This is a genomic window from Streptomyces sp. NPDC024632 (assembly GCF_055559175.1).
In genome coordinates, this window is sequence record NZ_JBVHLD010000017.1 from 79207 (window position 1) to 101874 (window position 22668).

A 22668-nucleotide genomic window follows, 5' to 3' on the forward strand; every position below is an offset into this window, starting at 1 on the left:
CGCGGCGGCCGTGTACGGTCGGCCCGGTGCATGTCTATCCGATCGTGGCCGCCGCCGTGTGGGGAATCGTCAGCGGCCTGCTGCTGCCGCGCGCCGCCTACCGGTTGGCCGTCCCCTCAGGTGAGCCGTGGGCGGCGCACTGCCCCGAGGGTCACCCGCTGCCCGAGGGCATACGCGGCTGGCTCGGACCGGCGCGCTGCCCGCGCTGCGCCGAGCGCGGCTCCTACGGCTCCTACGGCTCCTACGGGCCCGCCGTCGTCCTCGCCCTCGTGTGCGCGCTCGCCTGCGCCGGACTGGCCGTCAGGGTGGGCGCCCACCCCGAACTCGTCGTCTGGCTCCTGCTGGTGCCGCTCGGCCTCGTCCTCGGCCGCGTCGACCTCAAGGTCTTCCGGCTCCCGGACGTCCTCACCTTCCCCGCCTTCTTCGGCACCGCCGCGCTGCTCGGTCTCGCCGCCCTGCTCCCCGATCACCGGGGCTCCTGGCCGCGCGCCCTGTTCGGCGCCCTCGCCGTCGGCTTCGTCTACCTGCTCCTCTTCCTCGTCAACCCCGCCGGCATGGGCTTCGGCGACGTCAAACTCGCCCCCACCCTCGGCCTCGCCCTCGGCTGGTACGGCTGGCCCACCGTCTTCACCGGCACGTTTCTCGGCTTCGCCCTCGGCGCCGTCATCGGCCTCGCCCTTATCGCCACTCGGCGCGCCACCCGCAAGACCCCACTGCCGTTCGGGCCCTTCATGCTCCTCGGCACCCTCACCGCCCTCCTGCTCACCCCCTGAGCCCCCCTCAGGCCCCGCCCTCCGCAAGACGATGCCCCCCAGGGGCGCGGGGAACTGCGCGCTCGCCCTGCGCAAGGCCAGGCTTTTCAGGGGCGCGGGGAACTGCGCGCTCAGCCCCCAACGGCCCGGTGGTCGGGAGACCACCGAACTGCCCCTCCGGGCCCGGTGGTGACCCGCAGCCATCGCCGTGGCCGGCCGCGCAGTTCCCCGCGCCCCTGAAAACGCGGCGTACCGCCCGGCGCAGCCGCGGGCCCGGGGCCCGAGCCCCGACAGAAAGGGGGGTGCCCCCCTCCGCCCGGTGAGGGGCGAAAGGGGGCACCCCCTTTAAACGGAAGCGAGCCGCAGGCTAGGCCTCGCTGCTGACCGACCAGAGGTTGACCCCCTCCGGCTCCACCGCGTGCGCGTCGATGGAGGAGAGCTCCTCGGCGGTGAGGGGGGCGGCGCCGACGGCGGCGACGTTGGCCTCGAGCTGGGCGACGGAGGAGGCGCCGATGAGGGCGGAGGTGACACGGGGGTCGCGCAGGACCCAGGACAGGGCGAGCTGGGCGAGGGACTGGCCGCGCGCGGCGGCGATGTCGTTGAGGGCGCGCAGCCGGCCGATGGTCTCGTCGTTGACGAGGCCGGGGTTGAGGGACTTGCCCTGGGCGGCCCGCGACCCCTCGGGGATGCCGCCGAGGTAACGGTCGGTCAGCAGCCCCTGGGCGAGCGGCACGAAGCCGATGCAGCCCATGCCCTCCTCCTCCAGGACGTCCAGCAGACCCTCGTCCTCGATCCACCGGTTGATCATGGAGTACGAGGGCTGGTGGATCAGCGCGGGCACCCCCAGCTCGCGCAGGATGCGCGCGGCCTCCCGCGTACGGTCGGGACCGTACGAGGAGATGCCGACGTAGAGCGCCTTGCCCTGCTGGACGGCGGTCGCCAGCGCGCCCATCGTCTCTTCGAGGGGCGTGTCGGGGTCGAAGCGGTGGGAGTAGAAGATGTCGACGTAGTCGAGGCCCATGCGGGACAGGGACTGGTCGAGGGAGGACAGCAGGTACTTGCGCGAGCCCCATTCCCCGTACGGTCCCGGCCACATGTCGTAGCCCGCCTTGGTGGAGATGACCAGTTCGTCGCGGTAGGGCCGGAAGTCCTGGGCGAAGAGGGTGCCGAAGTTGGCCTCGGCGGCGCCGTACGGCGGGCCGTAGTTGTTGGCGAGGTCGAAGTGCGTGACGCCGAGGTCGAACGCGCGGCGCAGGATGGCGCGCTGGGAGTCCAGGGTGCGGTCGTCGCCGAAGTTGTGCCACAGACCCAGGGAGACGGCGGGGAGCTTGAGGCCGCTGCGGCCGGTCCTGCGGTACTCCATCGAGTCGTAGCGCTCGTCGGAGGCGCGGTAAAGGGAACGAATATTCACGGTCTCTGCTTATCACGCGGGGGTGTCGGCCCCGCCTCCCCGGTTCGTCCGCGAGCCCTTGTGCGCAGTAGTGTGGCCGCCGGGCGACAGGCCCAGGAGGGGCTGGTGTGCGATGAATCTGCGCGACCTGGTGTACGGGCTGTACTCCCGCAGGGTGGAACGCCGGCTGGACGTGGCGCAGGGCCCCAAGCACATCGGCGTGATCCTGGACGGCAACCGGCGCTGGGCCAAGGCGTCCGGCGGCAGCCCCGAGCAGGGGCACAGGGCCGGGGCCGACAAGATCTCCGAAATGCTCGGCTGGTGCGAGGAGACCGGTGTCGAGGTGGTCACGCTGTGGCTGCTGTCCACCGACAATCTGGACCGCCCCGCCGACCAGTTGGTGCCGCTGCTGGGCATCATCGAGGACGCGGTGCGTGAACTGGCCGCGACCGGCCGCTGGCGCGTGCACCACGTGGGCACCATGGACCTGCTGCCCGCGCACACCCAGTCGGTGCTCAAGGAGGCCGAGCAGGAGACGCACGCGCTCGGCGGCCTGCTGGTGAACGTGGCGGTGGGCTACGGCGGCCGGCAGGAGATCGCCGACGCCGTACGGTCGCTGCTGCACGAGCACGCGGGGCGCGGCACCACCATTGAGGACCTGGCCGAGATCCTGGACGTTGAGCACATCTCGGAGCACCTCTACACGCGCGGCCAGCCCGACCCGGATCTGGTGATCCGCACCTCGGGGGAGCAGCGGCTGTCCGGCTTCATGCTCTGGCAGAGCGCCCACTCGGAGTACTACTTCTGCGAGGTCTTCTGGCCCGCCTTCCGCAAGGTGGACTTCCTGCGGGCGCTGCGCGACTACGCGGCCAGGCACCGGCGCTACGGCACCTGACGACTTCCCTACCGGCGCGCCGGTACGTAAGACCCCGTGGAGCCCCTGCCGCGCGGGGCGCGGTGTGGGCCGTACGGGGGGCGTGGGGGCGGCCTGAATCCGGTGCCGCGAGGGCTCGACGACGGCGTGCGGAGGCCGGTTTCTCCCGCGTAATGGCCGGTGAGCGGTCGGTGACCGGGCGATGACCGTCGGATGACTGTCATATGCATTCGCATGGGCGACGGTTTTCCAGGGCATATCACTGGGAGACCGGCATCCGGCCCATGGTTGCCGGTACCGCAGTTCGACCTCTCCCGAGGGGGTTCGTCCACACGTGGTGACCAGCAAGAATCGCCGTGACAACGACCGGCGCACGTACGTACTCGACACCAGCGTGCTGCTCGCAGACCCCAATGCCATCGCCCGCTTCGACGAGCACGAGGTTGTGCTGCCGGTCGTCGTGGTGACGGAGTTGGAAGCCAAGCGCCACCACCCGGAACTCGGCTACTTCGCCCGCCAGGCGTTGCGGCTGCTGGATGAGTTCCGGATCCGCTACGGCCGTCTGGACGCACCGATTCCGATCGGTGACGTCGGTGGCACGCTGCGTGTCGAGCTCAACCACTCGGATCCCGGGGTGCTCCCCGCCGGATTCCGGCTCGGTGACAACGACTCGCGCATTCTGGCGGTCGCCCGCAATCTGCAGGCCGAGGGGTACGACGTCACCGTCGTCTCCAAGGATCTGCCGCTGCGGGTGAAGGCGTCCTCCGTCGGCCTGCTGGCCGAGGAGTACCGGGCCGAGCTGGCGATCACCTCGGGCTGGACGGGAATGGAGGAACTGCTGGTCGGGGCGGACGAGGTGGACACCCTCTTCGCGGAGGAGTCCATCGCGCTGCCCGAAGCGGCCGAGCTGCCGGTGCACACCGGCCTGGTGCTCCAGTCAGAGCGCGGCAAGGCGCTGGGCCGGGTCACCGAGGACGGCCGGGTGCGGCTGGTGCGCGGCGACCGCGAGGCGTTCGGCATCCACGGCCGCAGCGCGGAACAGCGGATCGCGCTCGATCTGCTGCTCGACCCCGACGTCGGCATCGTGTCGATGGGCGGGCGCGCGGGTACCGGCAAGTCCGCGCTGGCCCTGTGCGCGGGCCTCGAAGCCGTCCTGGAGCGCCGTCAGCACCGCAAGGTGATGGTCTTCCGGCCGCTGTACGCGGTCGGCGGCCAGGAGCTGGGCTACCTGCCCGGCAGCGAGGCGGAGAAGATGAGCCCCTGGGCTCAGGCCGTCTTCGACACGCTGTCGGCCGTGACGTCCAAGGAGGTCATCGAGGAGGTCGTGGCGCGCGGCATGCTGGAAGTGCTGCCGCTGACCCACATCAGGGGCCGTTCGCTGCACGACGCCTTCGTGATCGTCGACGAGGCCCAGTCGCTGGAGCGGAACGTCCTGCTGACCGTCCTGTCGCGGATCGGCGCCGGATCGCGGGTGGTCCTCACCCACGACGTGGCGCAGCGCGACAACCTCCGGGTGGGCCGTTACGACGGTGTCGTGGCGGTGGTGGAGAAGCTGAAGGGCCATCCGCTGTTCGCCCATATCACCCTCAACCGCTCCGAGCGGTCGCCGATCGCCGCTCTCGTCACCGAGATGCTGGAGGACGGCGGGGCCTGACCGGGGCACGGCCCCCGAATGGCGGGGGGCCTGAAGTGTCCGGATTTACTGAGTGATAGCGTGAGTTGAGGCTGCTGCGCCCGGCGTGAAGGGCGCAGCAGCCTAGCGTTTTACGGGGTCCGCCGCTCGGATTTACCCTCCTCCGCAGCGTGTGAGCTTTGCCACTCAACCGGAAATTGCCGCGCGGCGTCCGCGTACGGCAGGGTGTGAGGCTGTCAGGCCCCGCTTATGGCACTCCTACACCCTCAGGGGCGTGGGAAGAGCAGCTCCACACAAATCCACATCGACCGCCATGAGCCGCCCGAGCACCACGCGGAACTCCTCCGGGAGTTCGCACCGGGCCAGTGCCCCCGTGACCGACCGGCCCGTATTGGCGGACCGGCAGGAAGGGGACCGTGCCAGGGGCACGATTTCGTCCGTGAGGTCACCCATCGGGCGATGCTGGAAGGAAACCGTGTGAGCCGGATCTCGGTCCGGGGACTCGCGGTGGCTTCGGCCACTGCGGTCACCACTGTGGGCGCCGTCGTAGGCGTCGCGTCGGGCGCCGACCAGGGCTCTTCCGAGCCTGTCGAAGCAGCCGGCACGACGACCCTCCTTGCGGACATTCCCGCTGGGCAGCAGATTCAGCAGGCTTCGCTGACCGAGCAGGTGCAGGCGCAGTCGGACGCCGCCGATGCCACGGCCCGGCAGTCCGCTGAGCAGACCGCCCGCGTCCAGGCGGCCAAGGACGCCGCCGCCAAGAAGAAGGCGGCGGACGAGGCGGCTGCCAAGGAGAAGCAGCGCAAGCTCGAAGAGGCCGCCAGCCGGGGCGGTGGCGACTCACGTGCCACGTTCCCCGTCACGGCCTCGTACACGGTGGCGCAGGTCAAGGCGATGGCGCAGACCATCGTCGGCGGCGACCAGTTCGCGTGCTTCTCCAACATCGTCTCCCGCGAGAGCGGCTGGAACTACACGGCGACCAACCCCTCCTCCGGGGCGTACGGCCTGGTTCAGTCCAACCCCGGTTCGAAGATGGCCTCGGTCGCCTCGGACTGGCGGACCAATCCGGCCACGCAGATAAAGTGGGGCCTCAACTACATGAACAGCCGGTACGGCAGCCCCTGCGGCGCCTGGTCGTTCTGGCAGAGTCACAACTACTACTGAGCCGACGGCGCCCAGCCGTCAGGCGGCAGTGCGCGGTATCTCTCCGCAAGCCCCCGAGCCCTCAGGGCCGGGGGCTTGTGCGTGTCCCGGAACGGGGTAGGCGCGGGGAGGATGTGGGAGGCAACCCTCCTCGCGAATAACATCGTCATTCTCAGCAGTTCCACAGATGGTCGACGGGGTCAGGGGAGAGCAATGCCGGACAAGCGCCACTGGAGCGCCGTACTGGCCTCCGGGCTGGCCAATATCGCCGGACGGATCGACGAACGCCAGGCGGCGGTGAACGCGAGCCGCGGCGTCGGCGCCGCGATCGAGGACCCGCGCCGCGACTCCTCGGACGCCGCTCCCGCCACCGACCCCTCCGCCGGTACGGACCGGGAGGCCGACACGCCCGACGCGGCCTCCGAACCGGGCGGCGGGAAGCGTACGGCGAAGGCCGCCGGTGCGGGAGGCGGGGCCGTCGCGCCCCCGCCTGTCGTCGTCGTGCCCGCGCCGCGCGCGCCGCAGCCCGATCCGGTGTCGGCCGTGCCGTGGAGCATGCGCGTCGGCGCCGAGGTCGGCTGGCGGCTGCTGGTGCTCGCGGGCACCGTCTGGGTGCTCATGCGGGTGATCGGCGCCGTACAGCTCGTGGTGCTGGCCTTCACCGCCGGCCTGCTGATCACCGCGCTGCTCCAGCCGTTCGTCGCCCGCCTCAAGCGGCGCGGTGTGCCGCGCGGGGTGGCGACGGCCATGGTCTTCGTCGGCGGCTTCGTCATCATGGGCCTGGTCGGCTGGTTCGTGGTCTGGCAGGTGATGGACAACATCAGCAATCTGTCGACCAGCCTCCAGGACGGCGTCAACGAGGTGAAGAAGTGGCTGCTCAACAGCCCCTTCCACGTCACCGACGACCAGATCAACCAGGTCGCCAAGAACCTCCAGGAAGCGATCGGCTCCAACACCAAGGCGCTGACCGACGCCGGGCTCCAGGGCGTCACCGTCATCGTCGAACTGCTCACCGGCATACTGCTGGCGATGTTCAGCACGCTGTTCCTGCTCTACGACGGGCCGAACATCTGGAACTGGTTCCTCAAGCTGTTCCCCGACGCGGCCAGGGACGGGCTGGCCGGCGCCGGTCCGCGCGCCTGGCGCACCCTCACCCTGTACGTGCGCGGCACGGTGATAGTCGCCCTCATCGACGCCATCTTCATCGGCGTCGGCATCTTCTTCCTCGGCGTGCCGATGGCCGTGCCGCTGGCCGTGGTCATCTTCCTGTCGTCCTTCGTGCCGCTGGTCGGCGCCGTCGCCTCCGGCTTCATCGCGGTCGTCGTGGCCCTGGTCACCCAGGGGCCGTTCACCGCGCTGATGGTGCTGGTTGTCGTGCTCGCCGTCCAGCAGATCGAGGGGCACATCCTCCAGCCCTTCATCCTCGGCCGCGCCGTCCGCGTCCACCCGCTGGCCGTCGTCCTGTCCGTCGCCGCCGGTTCGATGATCGCGGGCATCGGCGGCGCCGTCGTCGCCGTGCCGCTGGTCGCGGTCGGCAACACGGTGGTCGGCTACCTCAGGGCCCACACCAAGGAGCGGGCGGCGGCCGCAGCCGGTCCGCACGGCGCGACGGCCTACGAGATCGCCCCGGTCACCACCCGTCAGCCCCCGGCGGACCCGGAGGCCCCGGCCTCGGGCGGCCCGACACCGGACGGCCCCGGCCCCGAGGGCTCCGGTCCCGAGGGCCCCGGCCCTGAGGGCCCCGGTCCTGAGGGTTCCGGTCCCGAGGGTTCCGGTCCTGAGGGCCCCGGCCCGAGCGGTCCCGGCCCGGACGACCGGGACCCCTCCCACGAGGACGACCACACTCACGAGGGCGCCCCCGCCTAACCCGCGCCCCCCGCGCCCCCGCCTCCGACCGCCCCCGCGTCCCCCCCTCCGGACGCGGGGGCGGTCGCGTCGTTCGCCCTTCGCCCTTCGGCCTATTCGGTCCGCAGACCGTCCGGCCGCATCAGCCGCCACAGCGGCGGCAGGCTGAGGAGGGTGACGGCCAGGACGACGGACGCGCCGATCGCCGACATCTGGGCGACGATCGCCCAGTCGACGTGGAACGTACGGCCGACCATCGCCAGGAGCGCGGCGCCGAGCCCGAGCCCGCCGACACAGGCGAGGACCAGGCCGAGCGCCATCGGAATGGCCGTCTGCCACAGCACCGACCAGGCCAGGGCGGTGCGCCGGGTGCCGAAGGCGACCAGGACGGCGAGCAGCTTCTTGCGGTCGCGGAGCTGCTCCAGCATCGTGACCAGCAGGCTGGCGCCGATCAGCGCCATGGTGATGGCCGCGCCCACGAACAGGCCGCGCCGCAACTGGCCGTACTGCGTCTGCGTGGTGCTGTCGCTCACGGCCGAGACGGTGACCGTCGGGCCGAGCGCGGCCCCGGTGTTGCGCAGGTACTCCACCGCGTCCCGCTTGCCCGCGTCGAGGTTGACCATGACGACGGCCGTGGGATCGGCCAGCTTCGACTGGTCGACGGCCTCGGGGGTCAGCAGGACGCCCCAGTTGGTCTGACCGCGCGGGTCGGTCCGCGCCGTGACCGAACGGGCGTCGGACGGGACCGTCCACAGCCGCGGAGCGCCGGTGTACGGCAGGGCGCCGGTGTTGAGGTCGAGGCGCTTGCCGGGCTTGGCGTACTTGGCCAGGTCCGCGTTGGACGACGCGCCCCACTGCTCGTTGTTGGGCACGATGTAGACGCTGCCCGCCCCGCAGGAGCCGACGTCGGCCATCTGCCGCAGCGTGTCGCAGTCGGCGACCAGCAGCGGGATGTAGGCGGTCTCGGCGTCGGGGCCGAGCTTGCTGGCGTCCGGCTGCGTGGCCCGCGTGTCGATGAAGCCGTACGCCCGCGCCACGCCGGGCGTCGCCCGGACCTTCGCGGTGTAGTCGACCGCCTGCCGCGCGTCGGCGGTCGGCGCGCTGACGGTGGCCTGGATACGGGACGTGTCGGCGCCCGTGGAGTGCACGAAGGTGTCGTTGACGCCCGCGAAGAGCATCTGGAGCGCGATGGCCCCGGCGACCGCGACCGTGACGCCGCTGACCATCCGCGCCGATCCGTTGCTGTTCAACTGGAGCCTGCGGGTGGCCAGTTGCCAGGCGACCGGCCCGCCGCGCAGCCGTCCGACGACGGCCTCCACGACCCAGGGCAGCACCGTGGTGACACCGAACAGCAGCAGCACCGCGCCCGCCGCGGTCTGGTACTCGTTGACATGCGCGTCGCTGCCGTTGACCGAACCGAACAGCGGGACCAGCAGGCCGATGCCGACCAGCGGGACCAGCAGCCGCCACCACAGGGTGCGGCGCCGCCCGAGCCCCTGGCGGACCACGCCGAGCGGTTCGATCGCCGTGCCGCGCAGGCTGACCAGGGTCACGGCGACGGCCGCCACCGGGACCGCCAGCACGATCAGCGTGGTGAGCGCCGCGTTCGGCGTCATGTCGGCGGGGAAGGCGCTGATGTCGTGGATCGTGAAGTGCGAGGCCAGCTGCCGACCGGTGAAGAAGAACACCGCGCCCAGCACCAGCCCGAACAGCGACCCCAACAGGGCTTCCCCTGCGGCGATTCTGCGGGTCATCCGGATGTCCGCGCCGACCAGCCGCATCGCCGCCAGCCGCCGGTCCCGCCGCTCGCCGCCCAGCCGTACCGCCGCGCCGACGAAGACCGCGACTGGCAGCAGCAGCACCACCAGCATGACGACCAGCAGCAGCGTCAGCACCGGGCTCATCGCCTCGGACGGGGCGTGGTAGCCATACGAGGTGACCCGCGTGGCGTTGCCGTGCCCGTAGTTCTCGTCACGGGCGGTGAGCTGATCGCTGCCCGCGTAGTACAGCAGCTCGCTCGGGCCCATCAGCCCGGCTTCCCCGACGGTGCCGGTGATCTTGTACGGGATACGCTCGCGCAGCAGCGGCGTGGAGTTCAGCAGCTTGCGCAGCGCGGGGGAGACCACCATCTCCCCGGCGCCCGGCAGATGGGCGACGCCGGGCGGCGAGGGCGCCTTGGCCCCCTCGGCCTGGAGCAGCGAGCCGCCGATCTGCGAGTCCCGGTAGACGGTCCTGACGTCGGCCACCAAGAGCGAGCGGTCGGACGGCTTGGCGATGAACGTGGCGGAGGAGGTGTCGCGGGCCACCCGCTTCTGCTCCCGCGTGTCCAGCATGGCCGGTACGGCGGCGGCGAGCAGCAGCAGCGCCACGCCGAGCCCGACGCCGACGGCGGTCAGCACCGTACGGGTCCAGCCCTCGCGTCCGCCGCCCGCCGCGAAACGCGCGCCGAGCGCGAGGTCGCGCGCCCAGGTCCGCACGCCGGCCGGCTGGTCCGGTGCCCCGGTGCCGTGAGGTTCGCGGCTGTTCATGACACCCGCTCCATGTCGCGCGACTTCCCGTCCCGCACGACGATCTCCCGGTCGGAGTAGGCGGCCACCCGCGCTTCGTGGGTGACCAGGACGACGGCGGCGCGGGTGTCGTGCGCGGCGTCGGTCAGCAGCCGCATCACCCGCTCGCCGTTGAGCGAGTCCAGCGCGCCGGTCGGCTCGTCGGCGAAGACGACTCGCGGGCCGCCGACCAGCGCGCGCGCCACCGCGACGCGCTGGCCCTGGCCGCCGGAGACCTCGCCGGGCCGCTTGTCGGCGATGTCGGCGACCTCCAGGCGCTCCAGCCACTGCGCCGCCTGCTGCTCGGCCGGCCTGCGCTTGGCGCCGCCGAGCCGCATCGGCATCGCCACGTTCTCCAGGCAGGTCAGCTCGGGTACGAGCTGGCCGAACTGGAAGACGAAGCCGAAGTCGGCGCGGCGCAGCGCGCTGCGCTCACCGTCCGACATGGCCGACAGGTCGCGTCCCCGGTAGCGCACCTGGCCGGAGTCGGCCTTCACGATGCCGGCCAGGCAGTGCAGCAGGGTCGACTTGCCCGACCCCGAGGGGCCCATGACCGCGACGACCTCGCCGGGCCTGATGCTGAAGTCGGCGCCGTCCAGCGCCGGGGTCGGGCCGTACGCCTTGCGCAGTCCCGCGGCCACCAGCAGCGGCTCGGGTCGGGGCTCGGTCGACGCGTTCATTTGGCCACCTCCGCGGCGAGCTGGTCGAGACGGGCGGCGGTCAGCTCCAGCCACCGCAGATCCGCCTCCAGATGGAACAGGGCGTGGTCGCAGATGAGCTGGTCCGCCAGGTCGCCCGCCGACTTGCGCCGGGTGAGGTCGCGCATCAGCCGCAGGTGCTCGGCGCGCTGGGTGTCGAGCAGGTCGGCGGCCGGGCGGCCGGTCAGCAGCGCCAGCACGACCTTCGTGTACAGCGTGGTCTGGAGGTACGGCTCCGGCTTCTCCGGCTGCGTCAGCCACGTCTCGACGTCCGTGATCCCCGCTTCGGTGATCGCGTACCGCTTGCGCTCGGGGCCGCCGCCCGGCTCTATGCCGTCCACCTCGACCAGGCCGTTCTTCAGCAGCCTGGCCATCGTCGAGTAGACCTGCCCATAGGCCAGCGGGCGGTCGTGTCCGAACCGTTCGTCGAATGCGCGCTTGAGGTCGTAGCCGTGGCGCGGGCCGGACTCCAGGAGTCCGAGCAGGGTGTGCCCAATTGACATGCGGAGCACTGTACACCACGGGTATACACACCATGTATACGCATCGGAGCGCTGCCTTCCGCCGCCGTGCGGTGGTGTCGGGAGGGGGCCGGTGGCGGGCGGGGCCTACGTACCGGCCGACGGCTTCGGGGGCCGGCCGCGGCGGGGGAGGGGGCGGGTCGCGCTGGGCAGGCGGCCCGCCTCGGCGAGGGCGCGGCGCAGCAGGAACTCGATCTGCGCGTTGGTGCTGCGCAGCTCCGCCGCCGCCCAGGACGCGAGGGCGTCGTGAACGGCGGGGTCGAGCCGCAGCAGCACCTGCTTGCGTACGGGGCGGGCGGCGGTCTCCCCGCCGCCCGCCCCGTCGGGCCCGTCGTCGGGCGCGGAGGAGGTCACTGGTAGAGGGTGCCCGTGTTCAGGACCGGCTGCGCGGCGCGGTCACCGCAGAGCACGACCAGCAGATTGCTGACCATGGACGCCTTGCGCTCCTCGTCCAGTTCGACGATCCCCTGCTCGGCGATCCGGGACAGCGCCGACTCGACCATGCCGACCGCGCCGTCCACGATCGTCTGCCGGGCGGCCACGATGGCCCCGGCCTGCTGCCGCTGAAGCATCGCGGAGGCGATCTCGGGCGCGTAGGCGAGGTGCGTGAAGCGGGATTCGATGATCTTCACACCGGCCGACTCGACGCGGGCGGCGATCTCGGCGGACAGCCGCTCGGTGATGTCCTCGGAGTTGCCGCGCAGCGAGATCGACTGGCCGTCGTGGGCGTCGTACGGGTAGTTGGTCGCGATGTGCCGGACGGCGGTGTCGGTCTGGATGCTCACGAACTGGACGTAGTTGTCGACCTCGAACGTCGCCTGCGCGGTGTCCCTGACCTGCCAGACCACGACCGCGGCCAGTTCGATCGGGTTGCCGTACGCGTCGTTGACCTTCAGCGTCGAGGTCTCGTGGTTGCGCAGCCGGGTGGAGATCTTGCGGCGGCTGGTGAAAGGGTTCACCCAGCGCAGGCCGTCCTGCCGGATGGTGCCCTGGTAGCGCCCGAAGAGCTGGCACACCCGCGCCGAGCCCGGCGCGACCTGGGTGAGGCCGAACAGGGTGATGAACGCGCAGAGGACGACCACCGCGCCCGCGACGATCAGGGTGGTCGCGAGGGCGCCGGGGTGGTCCTTGGCGTGCACCGCGCCCGCGACGATCAGCGCCACTCCACCGGCCACCACCACCAGTGCGAGCAGCAGAAAGGGCAGACCGGGCATGCCCACCGCCCGTCGCTCCTGCACCCGCGGCGCGGGCATGTCCGGTGCGTCGACGGCGAGCTGTGGTTTCTGGTCCGACATGGCGGGTCCCCGTTCCTCCGAAAGTGTCTATCAAAGAGATATCACATTTTCGGGAAACCCAAACCTTGGCAAAGCCTCGAACCCGCACCGGACCCGCACCGGACCCGCCCCCGGACACGATGCAGCCCCGGGGCACGGGACATGATCACGTGCCTCGGGGCTGCGCTTCGGTGGGCGTCAGCCGGTCTTGACCTCACCGGCGATCCGGTCGCCCAGCGACTGGTCGACATTGCGCCAGTACGTCAGCGCCCGCTCCAGCACCGGCGCGCTCACCCCGTCGCTGAGGTGGCCCGCCACGTTCGACACCAGCCGGGCGCGCGCCGCGTCGTCCAGCACCTCGCGCACCATCGTGCCCGCCTGCCCGAAGTCGTCGTCCTCCGCGTGCAGCGCGTACGCCTCGCGCACCATCTCGCCCGCCGCCCGCCACCCGGTGACCTCCCCGTACGCCTGCGGCGAAGCGGCCGGTCCGCCGTACGAGTTGGGCGCGTACGGCGCCCCCGCGTTCGACGGCTCGTACCGCATCGGGCCGTCCTTGGCATAGGAGTTGACCGGCGAGTGCGGGCGGTTCGGCGGGAGCTGGGCGTAGTTGGGGCCGATCCGGTACCGGTGGGTGTCCGGGTACGAGAACAGGCGGCCGAGCAGCATCTTGTCCGGGGACGGGCCGATGCCCGGCACCATGTTCGAGGGCTCGAACGCCGCCTGCTCGATGTGGACGAAGTAGTCCTCGGGGTTGTGGTCCAGCGTCATCCGGCCGACCTCGATCAGCGGGTAGTCGCCGTGCGGCCACACCTTCGTCAGGTCGAACGGGTTGAAGCGGTAGTCCGCCGCGTCCTCGAACGGCATGACCTGCACATACAGCGTCCACGACGGGTGGTCGCCGCGGTCGATGGCCTCCCACAGGTCCTGCCGGTGGTAGTCGGCGTTCTGGCCCGCGAGGGTGTCGGCGTCCGCCTGGGTGAGGAAGTCGATGCCCTGGTCGGTCTTGAAGTGGTACTTCACCCAGAACTTCGTGCCGCCGCCGTTGACCCACATGTACGTGTGCGAGCCGTAGCCGTTCATGTGCCGGTACGACTTGGGGATGCCGCGGTCGCCCATCAGCCACGTCACCTGGTGCGCGGACTCCGGCGAGAGCGTCCAGAAGTCCCACTGCATGTCGTTGTCGCGCAGCCCGTTGTCCGGGCGGCGCTTCTGCGACCTGATGAAGTCCTGGAACTTGATCGTGTCGCGCACGAAGAACACCGGGGTGTTGTTGCCGACCAGGTCGTAATTGCCGTGCTCGGTGTAGAACTTCAGCGCGAAGCCGCGCGGGTCCCGCCACGTGTCCGGGCTGCCCTGCTCACCCGCGACCGTCGAGAACCGCGCCAGCATCTGCGTGCGCTTGCCCGGCTGGAACAGGTCGGCGCGGGTGAACTGGCTGACGTCGTTGGTCACTTCGAACCGGCCGTACGCCCCGCTGCCCTTGGCGTGCACCACCCGCTCGGGGACCCGCTCCCGGTTGAACTGGGCCATCTTCTCGATCAGGTAGTGATCCTGCAGCAGGATCGGCCCGTCGGCCCCCACGGTCAGCGAGTGCTCGTCGCTCTCGACCGGGATACCGGCGTTGTTGGTGGTGTACGGGGTGCTCATCGAGAGTGTCCTCACGCTCGGGAGTCGTATGACCTCGCTGCTCCCCACCTTCCCACCGAATATGCCTGTCGGCACGCTGAGCCACCTTGCGGTGACCCTCGGTCACGCGGGTGGCCGAGTCACCGGGGTGCGTTCGCGCGAGGGGCTGCGCCCCTGCGGCACCGCTGCGCGGTGGGGTTCGCCGGTAGCCAGCGAGCCGAAGGCGGCGCCGGTGTCGAAAGCGACGATGAGCAGGGAGCGAGGAACGAGCGACCGTCGAAGAGGAGCGTCGACACCGGATCTAAGCCGCCGGAGGCGAGAGGGCGGCAAAAAAAGGGGATCGCGGTGAGCATGGGAAAGACGGCTCCCACGCACGGTTCGCCGTGACGCTGAGCTGACGCAAGACGGTTCCCACGCACGGTCCGCCGTGACGCTGAGCCGACGCAAGACGGCTCCCACCCACGGTCCGCCGCCACGCTGAGCCGACGCAAGAGGGTGCCGCGGGCGTTCACCCCCCCACGGCAACCCCACCCAAGACGGCACCCCCACCCCCGTACCCCCGTACGGCCCTAGATCGGGAGCTCGAACCACACCACCTTGCCCGCGCCCAAGCGGGTGGCGCCCCAGCGTTGGGCCATGCGGTTGACGAGGTAGAGGCCGCGGCCACCTTCCTCCTCCGGGGCGGCGTGGCGCATGCGCGGCAGAAGAGGCGCGTCGTCGCCGACTTCGCAGCGCAGGACGTCGGTGCGCAGGAGGCGCAGGGTGATGGGGCGCTCGGCGTAGCGCACGGCGTTGGTGACGATCTCGCTGACCAGGAGTTCGGCGGCGTCGGACTGGTCCTCGAGGTCCCAGCGGCGCAGGGCCTGGCGGATCAGGCGGCGGGCGCGGCCGGGCGTCTGGGGGTGCGGCTCCAGGAACCAGTAGGCGACGTCGCTGGGCGAGATGCCGTCGAAGCGCGCGGCGAGCAGGGCGATGTCGTCGTCGCGGTCGCCGGGGCCGAGGATCTCCAGCACCTCGTCGCACAGCGGCTCCAGCGGCGGCGGCGAGACCACGCTGGCGGCGTCGTGCAGCCGTTCGCGCAGCAGCTCGATGCCGCCCCACACGTCACGGCTGCGGGACTCGACCAGGCCGTCGGTGTAGAGCAGCAGGGTCGCCCCGGCGGGGGCGGGCAGCTCCACGGCCTCGAAGGGCACCCCGCCGACGCCGATGGGCGCGCCGGGCGGCACGCGCAGCACCTCGGCGAGACCGTCGGCGTGCAGCAGCACCGGCGGCGGGTGGCCCGCGTTGGCGACCACCAGCCGGTGGGCGATCGGGTCGTAGACGGCGTAGACGCAGGTCGCCATGCGGTCCTGGCCGAGCCGCTGGGCCTGTTCGTCCAGGTGGTAGAGGACTTCCTGGGGCGCCAGGTCGAGCCCGGCCAGGGTCTGGACGGTGGTACGGAGCTGGCCCATGATCGCCGCGGAGGTCATGGAGTGGCCCATGACGTCGCCGACGACGAGCGCCACCCGGCTGCCGGGCAGCGGGATCGCGTCGTACCAGTCGCCGCCGACACGCGCGGACTCGGCCGCCGGAAGGTATCTGCTGGCGAGCTGGACGCCGGTCGGCTGCGGCAGCGAGTCCGGCAGCATCTCGCGCTGGAGGGCGTCCGCGATGTACGCCTCGCGGCCGTACAGCACGGCCTTGTCGACGCCGAGCGCGGTGTGCGTGGCGAGCTGGGCGGCCACCAGCAGGTCGTCCGCCTCGAAGGGCGTACGGTCCGCGCGCCGCAGCAGCACCGCGGCGCCGATCACCCGGCGACGGCCGCGCAGCGGTGCCAGCAGGGCGCGGCGCCCGGTCGGCATGCCCGGCAGCGGCGCATCGCTGTGGTCGGGGCGGCCGAGGAGTTCGGCGAGCGCGTCGGCGGCGCGCGGGGAGTCGGCGAAGACCGGCCGTACGCCGCGCAGCACTTCCGCCAGCGGCCCGTCGAGCAGCACCGCGATGGACTCGGCGGCGCCGCCGTACGACGACTCCAGGGCGGGCAGCAGCGGCGCCGCGCCGACCGGGGCGGTCGCGGTCGCCAGCGGGTCCGCGGGCTCCTCCAGGCCGCCGTCTGCGCGCCGCAGCCGCAGCCGCAGCGGCCCGGACGGCCGCTCGTCGCCGACCGGCAGCGGGTCGCGCAGATAGACCAGGATCGCGTCGGCGAAGGCGGGCACCGCCGAGCGGCACAGGCCGAGCAGGATCTCGTCGAGGTCGAGCCCGCGGGCGATCCGCCGGGTCGCGGCGCCCACGTATCGCAGCCGGTCGGCCTCGGGACCGGTCTGCACGGGCATCGGGATGCGCATCCCCACAGAATCCTCGTCGCCGGGGTGTCCCGCCGCTTCCAGCGGTGTGCCGCGCGGCGGAGTGCTGACGAACGACGCCAGCGACTCGCCCTCCGGCGGCGCCGTCCAGCCGGAGCCGTGCGTCGGGATGGGCGGCAGCGGCGGCAGGTGCGGCTCCACGGCGCGCGAGGGTCCGCGCGGGGTCTCGGGGGCGGATCCGCCGGGTATGGCCGAGGGCCGGTCCGCGCCGGGGCGGTCGGTGGCGGGGCGCTCGGCGCCGGGGCGCTCGGCCGGCCTGCCCTCCGGCTCGTTCTCGTCGTGCGGGCGGGCCCCACCGGGGCGCGGGGGTGTGGCGGAGGCCGCCGAGGCCAGGCCGCGCGCCGACTCGAAGTCGCGGGCGGCGCGGGGCAGCTCGTGGTGGCCCGTGGCCGAGCCGAGGCCCGCAGCGGTACTCGGCCCCGAAGGCGTCTCGGGTACGGCGAAGCCGCCACGCGGGTCCGGTGGGGTCGCGGCGTGGTTCCTGGGCGTACGGGGCGGGTCCGTGGTCACGCGAGTCGTTCCATCCGTCTGTGCGCCACGCGCTGGCCGCGGCGGGTCGGGCCTGGTCAGGCGCGTCGGCAGGAGAGGAAGATCTGCTCCTCCGGCGGCACGTCGGTGCTCGCCGGTGCGTAGGCGTACGAATCCTCCTTGATCACCTCGAAGCCCGCGTCCACCACGACATGGCGCAGTTCATCCCTTAGATAACCGGATACCCGGATGGTGTGACCGAGGAACGGAATCGGCACATTGTCCAGATCGGCTTCCACCATCGACACGGCGAGCAGGCCGCCGGGCTCCAACAGGCCGTGGAGCGCCCGCAAGGTGCCGGGGATCTCGTCCTTGGGCAGCATGAGCAGGGAGAAGAACGCGGCGACCGCCGCGAAACTTCCCGGCGCCAGCGGCCCGCCCTCGGTGAGGTCGGCGAAGTCGGCCTGGACGAAGTCGGCCGCGGGCGCGTTCACCCGTGCCTGCGCGAGCATTCCGGCCGACAGGTCCACGCCCGTCACCCGCAGCCCCGCGTCGGTGAACTGGCGCGCGGTCGGCAGTCCCGTACCGCAGCCGAGGTCCAGCACACGGGCACCGGCGGGCAGGGTCTCGACGAGCCATTCACCGGCCCTGACCTGCCCGTCCTTGTGCGGGAACGCTTCGTCGTACCGGTCGCCGATCGCGTCGAACGCCTCGGCCTGGCCGGTACGGTCCCTGCCCTGATCCTCGTGATCGTCGGCAGGGGGGATCCCCATGTGCTCGTAGCCGCCGGTTCCCACCGTTCCGGGCCTCCCTGACTGCTGCTGGATGGCTGCTGCTGAATGGCTGTACGAATGGCTGTGTTCGCGTCGCTGTGACGTAGCGTCAAACTCTAGGCCGCGATCGGCAATTGCGCAGTGTTCCGGAGCACGATCCTACGGTTGGGGGTCAGGGACGCAACAAGGGGCTCGGAGGTTCACTCCCGCCCCCCACGGCTTACGCCCGCTTACGCCCCCTACCGTACGCACCGCGGCCCTACCCCCGGCCCGGCCCGCCGCTTCTACGACGGCGGCCGGTCCCAGTCCGGCGGCAGCGCGGGCACCGGCCACGCCGGGTCGGGCCGCCAGTCCTCCCAGCCGTCACGGAACGGCGGACCCCAGGCCCTGACCACCCCCGCCGCGCGCTCACCGGCCCGCCGCACACGCGCCGCCAGCTCCGCCGGCATCAGCCCGTCCGCCTGCGCCTGCGCGAACTCGTCCTCGTCCAGCCAGCGCCAGGAGCGGTCCGGGTGGACCGAGATGTCGAGGAAGTGATCCTCCGAGTCCACCCCTCCCGACCAGCGCCGACGAGGTTCCTCAAGGTTCACATACCAGCATTTGAACCGCCACCCGGGCTCCCAGAACAGCCACACCGACCACGGCTCGCCCGGCCGCGCCAGCTTCAGCACCCCGGCGCCCCACCACGGCTCGACCCGCGCCACCCGCGGCTTCACGTACCGGCTCGCCAGCGGCTCCCGGTGCACCGGGGTCCCGTCCGCCAGCACCGGCTTCACGCACGCCGTACCGGGCGCCATCCACACCGCGAGCAGCTCCGCGTCGTCGCGCACCACGGTCACCGGACGGCAGATGTGCACCGCGTCCGTGCCGTTCCCCCGGTAACGCCACAGCACCTGCGCGCCGGGCGTCCAGAAGTGGCGCTCCCCGGCGCGGGTCGAGAGATCGGCTTCGGCTGTCATGAACAGAGTTTACGGAAGCACTGTTACGGATGCGTCATACGCAGAACGTCCAGCGCCTCGTCGAGCTGCGTTTCGGACAGCAGACCGCGTTCGACGTAACCGGACTCGATCACCACCTCGCGGATCGTCTTCCGCTGCGCCAGCGCCTTCTTCGCGACCTTCGCGGCCTCCTCGTACCCGATGTAACGGTTCAGCGGAGTGACGACCGAAGGCGAGGACTCGGCGTACTCGCGGGCCCGCTCGACATTCGCCGTGATCCCGTCCACCGTGCGGTCCGCCAGCAGCCGCGTGACGTTGGCGAGCAGCCGGACCGACTCCAGGACGTTGCGGGCGATCACCGGCAGCATCACGTTCAGCTCGAAGTTGCCCGCCGCGCCCGCCACCGAGATGGCCGTGTCATTGCCCGTCACCTGCGCCGCCACCATTAGCACCGCCTCCGGGACGACCGGATTGACCTTGCCCGGCATGATCGACGAGCCGGGCTGAAGGTCGGGCAGCGCGATCTCGGACAGCCCGGTACGCGGCCCCGAGGACATCCAGCGCAGGTCGTTGGCGATCTTGGTGAGGCCGACCGCGATCGTCCGCAGCTGCCCCGAGGTCTCCACGATGCCGTCCCTGGCGCCCTGCGCCTCGAAGTGATCGCGGGCCTCGGTCAGCGGCAGCCCGGTCGCGCGCGCCACCTCCGCGATCACCGCGGCCGGGAAGCCCGCCGGGGTGTTGATGCCGGTGCCCACCGCCGTGCCGCCCAGCGGCAGCTCCGCCAGCCGCGGCAGCGAGGACCGCAGCCGCTCGATCCCGTACCGCACCTGCGCCGCGTAGCCGCCGAACTCCTGGCCCAGCGTGACCGGCGTGGCGTCCATCAGGTGCGTGCGGCCCGCCTTCACGACGGTCGCGAACTCCGCCGCCTTCGCCTCCAGGGACTCCGCCAGACGGGTGAGCGCCGGAATCAGGTCGCCGGTCACCGCCGCCGTCGCCGCGATGTGGATGGAGGACGGGAAGACGTCGTTGGACGACTGCGAGGCGTTGACGTGGTCGTTCGGGTGGACGTCGCGGCCCAGGCGCTCGGTGGCCAGGGTGGCGATCACCTCGTTGGCGTTCATGTTGGACGAGGTGCCGGAACCGGTCTGGAAGACGTCCACCGGGAAGTGCTCGTCCCAGCGGCCCTCGGCGACCTCGGCCGCGGCCTCCTGGATCGCCTCGGCGGTGTCCTTGTCCAGGACGCCCAGCTCCGCGTTGACCTTCGCGGCGGCGGCCTTGATCCGGGCCAGCGCCGCGATGTGCGCCCGCTCGATCCGCTGCCCCGAGATCGGGAAGTTCTCCACCGCGCGCTGCGTCTGCGCCCGCCACTTCGCCTCGGCGGGCACCCGTACCTCGCCCATCGAGTCGTGCTCGATCCGGTATTCGCTCATGCCTATAACAGTGCCCGGGAACACCTGGGTGTTCCCGGGCACTGTCTCCCCGTGGTGAGATCGGCCGAATCCGCGCGCAGCCGCGCGAGCCCGCGTGGAGCCGGGCGAGGCCGCGTGAGATCCGCGCGGAGCCTCAGGCGGGCATGGCCAGCCGGCCGTTCCCCCCGTCCTGCGCCTCCTGCGCGTCGAGCGCCGCCCGCGCGGCCGACCTGCGGTCCGCGAGCAGCCGGTCCAGCGCCAGGGCGCCCGGCCCCGAGAAGACGATCAGCAGCAGCGTCCAGCAGAAGAAGACCGCCGCCTCACCGCCGTTCTCGATCGGCAGCAGCCCCCGGTGCTGATGGACGTCGAAGTACGCGAACGCCATCGACCCCGAGCCGATCAGCGCGGCCGGCCTGGTCGCCAGCCCGAACAGCACCAGCACACCGCCGACGAGCTGGATCAGCGCCGCGTACCACCCCGGCCACCGGCCCGCCGACAGCTCGGCCGTGCCGAGCACGCCGAAGAGCGACGCCACACCGTGGCAGGTGAACAGGAGCCCGACGACGATACGGAACAGGCTGAGCGCGTACGGCTGGGCCCGGTCGATGCGGGAGTCCGAACCCGTACCGGTAACGGTGTCCGACATGGGCGCACCTCCTCTCCGCTTAGTTGTAGACGCCGAATTCGTAGAGCGAGTACCCGTAGGCCGTGCCGCGCTGCGTGCCCGTCAGGCGCACATAGCGGCCGGTGCCGGAGACGTCGAGGTCGTCGATGTCACCGTTGCCGTCGGTCACGGACTTCACCGTCGTCCAGTTCTGCCCGTCGTCGGAGGTCTGGATGTCGTACGCCTTGGCGTACGCCGACTCCCAGGAGAGCTGGACGTGGTGGAAGGCGGTGGTGGCGCCCAGGTCGACCTGGATCCACTGCGGGTCGCTCCAGTCGCTCGCCCAGCGCGTCCCGGCGTTGCCGTCCACCGCGTTCGACGGGGTGCACGGGCAGCCGCCGGTCGGGTCGGTCTGGTACGTCGAGGCCGTCGCGGGCTTGTTGAGCGCGACATTCGTACCGTTCGGCTTCGGCGGCACGATCCGCACCGACTTGGAGCCGTAGCTGACGTTGCCGTGGTTGTCGGTGGCGCGGACGTACGCCTCGTACACGCCGACCTTCTCCGGCGCCTTCGCCGTCAGCGTGCCGCCGTTCTGCGTGGTCGCGGCCGGGGTGAGCGAGCCGTTGTTGTCGATGTAGATGCTGCTGAACAGCACCTGGTACGTGATCGGGTCGTTCTCCGGGTCGGAGGTCGAGGTGGTGATCGTCACCGTGCCGCCCGCGGGCACACCCGAAGTGGCGTTGTCCACCGTCATGTCGGTCACCAGCGGCGGCTGGTTGTCACCCGAGGTGTTCCCGCCGTACGCGCGCTTGACCGCGTAGTACGAGGGCCGCTTCAGGCCGTCGGGCACCAGGTTGAACCAGATGCCGCCGAAGTCGTCCTCGTTGCCGTAGTGGAAGAGCGTGGCGCCCAGCGCCACACCGGGGTGGCCGGCCACGCAGTTCCACGCGTTGGTGTAACCGTCCGCCTTCTGCTGGTCGGTGGGCTCGTCCGCCACACCGTTCGCGTCGTTCGGCACCTCCCACGAACCGGCCGGGCCGCCCTCGGTGATGATGTACGGCTTGTCGTAACCGCCCCTCTCCCACGCCGACTTGACGTTGCAGACGTCCTTGTAGGAGTTGACCGCCAGCAGGTCCAGGTCCGGGGTGTTGCGCTTGTAGTACGGCCACGCGCCGGTCCACGCGTCGGTCGACGTCACCGGGTGGTTCGGGTCCGCCGCGTGCACCGCCTTCGACAGGTCGTTGACGAAGGAGGTGTACGCGTTGCGCTCCTGCTCCAACTGGTCACCGCTGTAGCAGTTCTGAAGCCCCAGCACCGACTCGTTGCCGACGTCCCACATCAGCACGCCCGGGTTGTCCTTGTAGGTGTTCACCCACTTCGGGAACTCCGCGAGCATGTTGTTCTTGTACGTGGTGTCCGTCAGGTAGTCGACACAGCCGCCCGAGCCGGGACCGCCGCCCGGCTGGAGCCAGAAACCGGCGATCACCTTGATGCCGTTGGCCGCCGCCGCGTCGAACAGCGGCGCGCTGCTCGCGTCCGTACCCCACGTACGGATCGTGTTGACGCCCATCCGCGCCACGTCCGGCAGGTCGGCCGCCGCCTGCGAGGGCTGCGGACCCCACGTCAGACCCTTCACGGTGTACGGGGCGCCGTCCACGGTGAGCTGCCAATTGCCCTGCGAGCCGGTCACCTTGACCACGCTGCCCGCCGCCTGCGCGGCCGGGGCCTGCACGACGGCGAGACCCGCCGCGACCAGTGCCGCCACCGCGAGGGGCGCCAGGCCGCGCCTGGCCGTCCTCCTGATCACATGTGCGCGCATCTCGTCCTCCGAGGGG

18 protein-coding genes are annotated in these 22668 nt (G+C 71.6%); 5 read left to right on the plus strand and 13 right to left on the minus strand.

Annotated elements, in window-relative coordinates:
* Positions 1 to 26: 26 nt before the first annotated feature.
* Positions 27 to 773, plus strand: a complete 747-nt coding sequence (locus ACZ37P_RS29650) for a prepilin peptidase (protein ID WP_467349427.1) — start codon at positions 27 to 29, stop codon at positions 771 to 773.
* Between the two features lie 346 nt (positions 774 to 1119).
* Here ACZ37P_RS29650 and mgrA read toward each other — a convergent pair whose 3' ends face one another.
* On the minus strand, positions 1120 to 2163 hold the full coding sequence (gene mgrA, locus ACZ37P_RS29655; protein WP_355347898.1) for an L-glyceraldehyde 3-phosphate reductase: 1044 nt from the start codon (positions 2161 to 2163) through the stop codon (positions 1120 to 1122).
* 112 nt (positions 2164 to 2275) lie between these two features.
* Between mgrA and ACZ37P_RS29660 the strand changes: the two genes are divergently transcribed.
* The 4 genes from ACZ37P_RS29660 (at position 2276) to ACZ37P_RS29675 (ending at position 7658) form a co-directional block, all read left to right on the plus strand.
* Positions 2276 to 3037 (plus strand): isoprenyl transferase, encoded by a 762-nt coding sequence (locus ACZ37P_RS29660; protein ID WP_355347900.1) that lies wholly within the window; start codon positions 2276 to 2278, stop codon positions 3035 to 3037.
* Positions 3038 to 3350: 313 nt separating this feature from the next.
* Positions 3351 to 4670, plus strand: a complete 1320-nt coding sequence (locus tag ACZ37P_RS29665) for a PhoH family protein (RefSeq protein WP_355347904.1) — start codon at positions 3351 to 3353, stop codon at positions 4668 to 4670.
* A 456-nt stretch (positions 4671 to 5126) separates the two neighbouring features.
* Positions 5127 to 5813 carry an aggregation-promoting factor C-terminal-like domain-containing protein gene (locus ACZ37P_RS29670; protein WP_467349430.1) on the plus strand — a complete coding sequence of 229 codons (687 nt, stop codon included), beginning with the start codon at positions 5127 to 5129 and terminating at the stop codon, positions 5811 to 5813.
* Between the two features lie 192 nt (positions 5814 to 6005).
* Positions 6006 to 7658 (plus strand): AI-2E family transporter, encoded by a 1653-nt coding sequence (locus ACZ37P_RS29675; protein ID WP_467349432.1) that lies wholly within the window; start codon positions 6006 to 6008, stop codon positions 7656 to 7658.
* Between the two features lie 92 nt (positions 7659 to 7750).
* Here the strand turns inward: ACZ37P_RS29675 and ACZ37P_RS29680 are convergent, their stop codons facing one another.
* From ACZ37P_RS29680 to ACZ37P_RS29735, 12 genes are all read right to left on the minus strand, one after another.
* On the minus strand, positions 7751 to 10165 hold the full coding sequence (locus ACZ37P_RS29680; protein WP_467349434.1) for an FtsX-like permease family protein: 2415 nt from the start codon (positions 10163 to 10165) through the stop codon (positions 7751 to 7753).
* Positions 10162 to 10863 (minus strand): ABC transporter ATP-binding protein, encoded by a 702-nt coding sequence (locus tag ACZ37P_RS29685; RefSeq protein WP_391049189.1) that lies wholly within the window; start codon positions 10861 to 10863, stop codon positions 10162 to 10164. The genes ACZ37P_RS29680 and ACZ37P_RS29685 overlap by 4 nt, the downstream gene beginning before the upstream one ends.
* Positions 10860 to 11384 (minus strand): PadR family transcriptional regulator, encoded by a 525-nt coding sequence (locus ACZ37P_RS29690; protein WP_355347919.1) that lies wholly within the window; start codon positions 11382 to 11384, stop codon positions 10860 to 10862. Before ACZ37P_RS29690 ends, ACZ37P_RS29685 begins: the two co-directional genes overlap by 4 nt.
* Positions 11385 to 11489: 105 nt before the next feature.
* Positions 11490 to 11756 carry a type II toxin-antitoxin system antitoxin gene (locus tag ACZ37P_RS29695; protein WP_355347922.1) on the minus strand — a complete coding sequence of 89 codons (267 nt, stop codon included), beginning with the start codon at positions 11754 to 11756 and terminating at the stop codon, positions 11490 to 11492.
* Positions 11753 to 12697: an SPFH domain-containing protein gene (locus ACZ37P_RS29700; RefSeq protein WP_355347925.1), complete on the minus strand. Its 945-nt coding sequence runs from the start codon at positions 12695 to 12697 to the stop codon at positions 11753 to 11755. The genes ACZ37P_RS29695 and ACZ37P_RS29700 overlap by 4 nt, the downstream gene beginning before the upstream one ends.
* A gap of 177 nt (positions 12698 to 12874) precedes the next feature.
* Entirely contained in the window at positions 12875 to 14323 is a 1449-nt protein-coding gene (locus ACZ37P_RS29705) for a catalase (protein WP_391049197.1), read from the minus strand.
* A 548-nt stretch (positions 14324 to 14871) separates the two neighbouring features.
* The gene (locus tag ACZ37P_RS29710; RefSeq protein ID WP_467349437.1) at positions 14872 to 17151 is read right to left on the minus strand and encodes an ATP-binding SpoIIE family protein phosphatase; all 2280 of its coding nucleotides are present in this window, start codon (positions 17149 to 17151) and stop codon (positions 14872 to 14874) included.
* A 56-nt stretch (positions 17152 to 17207) separates the two neighbouring features.
* Positions 17208 to 17882 (minus strand): class I SAM-dependent DNA methyltransferase, encoded by a 675-nt coding sequence (locus ACZ37P_RS29715; RefSeq protein WP_467349502.1) that lies wholly within the window; start codon positions 17880 to 17882, stop codon positions 17208 to 17210.
* 284 nt (positions 17883 to 18166) lie between these two features.
* Positions 18167 to 18841 (minus strand): cytidylyl-2-hydroxypropylphosphonate hydrolase, encoded by a 675-nt coding sequence (fomD, locus tag ACZ37P_RS29720; protein WP_355347933.1) that lies wholly within the window; start codon positions 18839 to 18841, stop codon positions 18167 to 18169.
* A 23-nt stretch (positions 18842 to 18864) separates the two neighbouring features.
* Positions 18865 to 20250, minus strand: coding sequence for a class II fumarate hydratase (locus ACZ37P_RS29725; protein ID WP_401721751.1), 1386 nt, complete (start codon positions 20248 to 20250; stop codon positions 18865 to 18867).
* 133 nt (positions 20251 to 20383) lie between these two features.
* Entirely contained in the window at positions 20384 to 20875 is a 492-nt protein-coding gene (locus tag ACZ37P_RS29730; RefSeq protein WP_355347938.1) for a DoxX family protein, read from the minus strand.
* 19 nt (positions 20876 to 20894) lie between these two features.
* Positions 20895 to 22652: a discoidin domain-containing protein gene (locus ACZ37P_RS29735; RefSeq protein WP_467349441.1), complete on the minus strand. Its 1758-nt coding sequence runs from the start codon at positions 22650 to 22652 to the stop codon at positions 20895 to 20897.
* Between the last annotated feature and the right edge of the window lie 16 nt (positions 22653 to 22668).

What these genes read in the sequence shown, in the direction of transcription:
- ACZ37P_RS29660 (WP_355347900.1), top strand. Translation starts at nt 2,276, where the DNA reads ATGAATCTGCGCGACCTGGTGTACGGGCTGTACTCCCGCAGGGTGGAA.
- ACZ37P_RS29675 (WP_467349432.1), top strand. Translation starts at nt 6,006, where the DNA reads ATGCCGGACAAGCGCCACTGGAGCGCCGTACTGGCCTCCGGGCTGGCC.
- ACZ37P_RS29680 (WP_467349434.1), bottom strand. Translation starts at nt 10,165, where the DNA reads ATGAACAGCCGCGAACCTCACGGCACCGGGGCACCGGACCAGCCGGCC.
- ACZ37P_RS29685 (WP_391049189.1), bottom strand. Translation starts at nt 10,863, where the DNA reads ATGAACGCGTCGACCGAGCCCCGACCCGAGCCGCTGCTGGTGGCCGCG.
- ACZ37P_RS29690 (WP_355347919.1), bottom strand. Translation starts at nt 11,384, where the DNA reads ATGTCAATTGGGCACACCCTGCTCGGACTCCTGGAGTCCGGCCCGCGC.
- ACZ37P_RS29700 (WP_355347925.1), bottom strand. Translation starts at nt 12,697, where the DNA reads ATGTCGGACCAGAAACCACAGCTCGCCGTCGACGCACCGGACATGCCC.
- ACZ37P_RS29705 (WP_391049197.1), bottom strand. Translation starts at nt 14,323, where the DNA reads ATGAGCACCCCGTACACCACCAACAACGCCGGTATCCCGGTCGAGAGC.
- ACZ37P_RS29715 (WP_467349502.1), bottom strand. Translation starts at nt 17,882, where the DNA reads ATGGGGATCCCCCCTGCCGACGATCACGAGGATCAGGGCAGGGACCGT.
- fomD (WP_355347933.1), bottom strand. Translation starts at nt 18,841, where the DNA reads ATGACAGCCGAAGCCGATCTCTCGACCCGCGCCGGGGAGCGCCACTTC.
- ACZ37P_RS29725 (WP_401721751.1), bottom strand. Translation starts at nt 20,250, where the DNA reads ATGAGCGAATACCGGATCGAGCACGACTCGATGGGCGAGGTACGGGTG.
- ACZ37P_RS29730 (WP_355347938.1), bottom strand. Translation starts at nt 20,875, where the DNA reads ATGTCGGACACCGTTACCGGTACGGGTTCGGACTCCCGCATCGACCGG.
- ACZ37P_RS29735 (WP_467349441.1), bottom strand. Translation starts at nt 22,652, where the DNA reads ATGCGCGCACATGTGATCAGGAGGACGGCCAGGCGCGGCCTGGCGCCC.